General features: G+C 75.1%; 5 protein-coding genes. 2 read left to right on the top strand and 3 right to left on the bottom strand.

What is annotated here, in order from left to right; genetic code table 11:
- The first annotated feature begins 4 nt into the window (after nt 1-4).
- Nucleotides 5-898, top strand: a complete 894-nt coding sequence (locus RIF68_RS32800) for a hypothetical protein (RefSeq protein WP_309055029.1) — start codon at nt 5-7, stop codon at nt 896-898.
- A 57-nt stretch (nt 899-955) separates the two neighbouring features.
- Here the strand turns inward: RIF68_RS32800 and RIF68_RS32795 are convergent, their stop codons facing one another.
- Genes RIF68_RS32795 through RIF68_RS32785 form a run of 3 tightly spaced genes read right to left on the bottom strand, consistent with a single transcriptional unit; the run spans nt 956 to nt 2242 of the window.
- Nucleotides 956-1168: a hypothetical protein gene (locus tag RIF68_RS32795; RefSeq protein ID WP_309055025.1), complete on the bottom strand. Its 213-nt coding sequence runs from the start codon at nt 1166-1168 to the stop codon at nt 956-958.
- Nucleotides 1162-1968, bottom strand: coding sequence for a hypothetical protein (locus tag RIF68_RS32790; RefSeq protein WP_375165769.1), 807 nt, complete (start codon nt 1966-1968; stop codon nt 1162-1164). Before RIF68_RS32790 ends, RIF68_RS32795 begins: the two co-directional genes overlap by 7 nt.
- Nucleotides 1961-2242, bottom strand: a complete 282-nt coding sequence (locus RIF68_RS32785) for a WhiB family transcriptional regulator (RefSeq protein WP_309055023.1) — start codon at nt 2240-2242, stop codon at nt 1961-1963. The genes RIF68_RS32790 and RIF68_RS32785 overlap by 8 nt, the downstream gene beginning before the upstream one ends.
- 243 nt (nt 2243-2485) lie before the next feature.
- Here RIF68_RS32785 and RIF68_RS32780 point away from each other — a divergent pair, with 243 nt between their 5' ends.
- The gene (locus RIF68_RS32780) at nt 2486-2935 is read left to right on the top strand and encodes a helix-turn-helix transcriptional regulator (protein WP_309055021.1); all 450 of its coding nucleotides are present in this window, start codon (nt 2486-2488) and stop codon (nt 2933-2935) included.
- The last annotated feature ends 78 nt before the right edge of the window (nt 2936-3013 follow it).

Below are 3013 nucleotides of genomic sequence, written 5' to 3'. Positions count from 1 at the left end.
CCCCATGACCGCCGATCCGCCCCCTTCCGGCCCCGCTCCGGCCCCCGCCGCACGGCCCGCTCCCGCCGGCTCCCACCGTCCCCGTCTCCTCTACGTCACCGACCTCGCCTACCCCGCCCGCGGCCGCCGCTACGGCGACGAGGACGTCGACCTCACCGCCCGCCTGCGCCGCGCCGGCTTCGACCTGGCCCTCTGTCACCCGCTCGACGCCGCCGCCCTCATGGACTCCTTCGACGCGGTCGTCGTCCGCAACAGCGGCCCCGTCCTCCACCACCAGCGGGAGTACGAGGCCTTCCGCTCGCGCGCCGCCGCCCTCGGCACCCGCGTCTACAACCCGCTCCACGGCCGCGGCGACATGGCGGGCAAGCAGTACCTCCTGGACCTCACCGCCGCCGGCCACCCCGTCATCCCCACCGTCGACCGCCCCGAGGACCTGCACCTGCTCCCCGCCGCCGGGCAGTACGTGGTCAAACCGAAGGCCGGCGCCGACTCCCTGGGGCTGCGCTTCGTCCCGTACGAGGAACTCCCCGCCCTCGCCGCCGCCGGCGACCTCCTCGTCCAGCCGCGCGTCGACTTCCGCCACGAGGTGTCCTTCTACTTCGTCGACGACCACTTCCAGTACGCGCTGTACGCCCCGGACCCCGAGCAGCGCTGGGTCCTGGAGCCGTACGAGCCCACCGCGGCCGACCTCGCCTTCGCCCGCCGCTTCATCGACTGGAACACCCTCCGCCACGGCGTCCAGCGGGTCGACGCCTGCCGGACCCGTGAGGGCGAGCTGCTCCTGGTCGAGCTGGAGGACCTCAACCCCTACCTCTCCCTCGACCGCGTCACCGAGCCGGTCCGCGCCCGCTTCGCCGAGACCCTGGCCCGCTCGCTCCACGCCTTCCTGGGGACATGACGAAGCGCCCCGCACCTCCCGGAGGAGAGGTGCGGGGCGCTTCGTCGGCGAGAGGGGTCAGGCGGTACGGCTCCGGCGGCGGGCCGCCCGCTCCGCCGCGAACACGTCCTCCAGACGGAACAGCTGCGCCCGGCCCGCCTTGCCCGCGGCCCGCAGATGGCCCAGCTGCACCCACTTGCGGATCGTCGCGGGGGCGACCCCCGCCTCCTCGGCGGCGAGCGGGCCCGGGATCAGCGCGGGGAGGGCGGGCAGGTGGGGCGAGCTCAGCATGAGGTCTCCTTCGTGTCGTCCATCGCCGCCGCGATCTCCCCGGGGCGGGCGCCCGAGGCCTCGGCGAGCTCCTGCCACTGGTCCTCCGCCCACAGGTGCCGGTACGCCGGGTCGTCCTGGCAGCCGCAGGCCGCGTCCGTGCACACGCACGCCGGGTTGACGCACAGCACCGCCCGCCGGTCCGGGAAGGCCCGCAGCGAGACCGAGTCGCACCAGGGGCAGCGGCCCCGGACCCGGACGATCGTCTCCGAGTCACCGAGCGTGCGGGCGCACCGGCGGGCCATCCGCCGGATCTCGTCCCGGACGTGCCGGGCCAGCACCGGGTGGGCGGCGATGTCGTCGAGCAGCCCCACGATCCGGCGCAGCCGGTCGATCACCCCGGCCCGGCGCGGGCGGGGGAGGGTGAGGCGGGCGCAGACCGCCTCCTCCAGCTCCACCACGCCGTCGGTGATGTCGCGGATGGCGTCCGAGACGTGCAGGCGGACGGGAGCGGCGCCGTGACCCGGGACGACGAGCCCGTGCCGCTGTTCCAGGAGCAGCGCCTCGCGCCGCTCCTCGCGGATCAGCTCGTCGCGTCCGGGGCGCGGCGCGTGCTGCGGGGCGCCGCCGGGGCCCGGGCGGCCGGGCGTGAGCTCCTCGGTGAGCTCGGGGAACTGCCGTACGAGCGAGGCGGTCCAGAGCGTGATGTCCCGCAGGACACCCTCGGCGGCGGACCCGTGCGCCGCGCCCGAAGCGGCACCGGAGGCCGCGCCGGAACGGGTGTCGGCGGCCGGGGCGGCGGGGTCGAAGCGGTCAGCCACGGCGGCCTCCCCCCGGGAGGGCGAGCGCGACCGCCTTCGCCACGCGGTGCGCGTCCGCCGGGCGCCCGTTGCGCCAGAGGCGGCCGGCGCAGACGCCGTCGAAATAGCTCTCGGCCGGGGCGACCGCGGCCTCGCACTCACGGCGGACCGGGCAGTCGGCGCAGGCGCGCAGGGCGGGGGCCGCCTCCTTGGCGCGGCGGGCGAAGACGACGGACGGGGAGAGGCCGGCGCACGCGGCGGAGGCCTGCCAGGGGGTTGGGTCGGGCTGGAACAAGACGGTTCTCCACGGTCCGAGGCCCACCGGAGCGTCCAGCGGGCCGGGGCGGCCCTTGGTCTCGGGGGCCGACGAGTGCGGCGGCGAGCCAGCGTGACATGTTGCGTGCGAGCTCGCAACTAGGTTCATGGAGGGGTCTACATCGAATTGCCACGATTGCGTGCACGAAAGCACGTAATTCCGTGCGCGCAAGCACGCTAAAGTAAGGGGCCCGGAGGGTGGGGAGTGAGGGAGCGGTAAAACATGAGCACTCAAGGGCTCGACGAATTCGCAGGCTGGGTCGAAGGCCTGATGAGACGGCGCGGTTACGACATCGACAGCCCGCGCGGCGGCGGCAAGTCCCGGATCGCGGACGAGGCGGGGGTGCACCGCGCCGCCGTGACGCGTCTGCTGCAGCGCCAGAGCATGCCCGACCTGGAGACCATGCGGCGCATCGCGCCGCTGCTCGGCGTCTCCGTGCGGGACATGCTGATCCGGTCCGGGCGCGTGACGCCCGAGGAGCTGCCGCTCGCCGCGGATCTCCTGCCGCCGAACGACTGGCAGCCGACCATGGAGGACTTCGCCCGCTGGCTGGGCGTGCCCGACGAGCGCCTCGGCGTCTTCGTCAAGGTCGTCAACCAGTTCCTGGAACCCGACACCGAGGACGCGGAGGAGACCGCCGCCGCGGAGGCGCGGCGTACCGCACGCGACTGACGCCGGCCAGGACCGGCCCCCGGGCCGGTCCGCACGGACCACCCCCGGAGCCGTCCTCCGCCTCCCGCGTCCCACCCA

Source organism: Streptomyces sp. (assembly GCF_031178505.1).
GTDB lineage: Bacteria > Actinomycetota > Actinomycetes > Streptomycetales > Streptomycetaceae > Streptomyces > Streptomyces gulbargensis.
The sequence above is the reverse complement of the archived record's forward strand: the minus strand, read 5'-3'. Positions and strand labels throughout refer to the sequence as shown.

Coding starts and splice junctions, on each gene's coding strand:
- RIF68_RS32780 (WP_309055021.1), top strand. CDS start 2,486: ATGAGCACTCAAGGGCTCGACGAATTCGCAGGCTGGGTCGAAGGCCTG.
- RIF68_RS32795 (WP_309055025.1), bottom strand. CDS start 1,168: ATGCTGAGCTCGCCCCACCTGCCCGCCCTCCCCGCGCTGATCCCGGGC.
- RIF68_RS32800 (WP_309055029.1), top strand. CDS start 5: ATGACCGCCGATCCGCCCCCTTCCGGCCCCGCTCCGGCCCCCGCCGCA.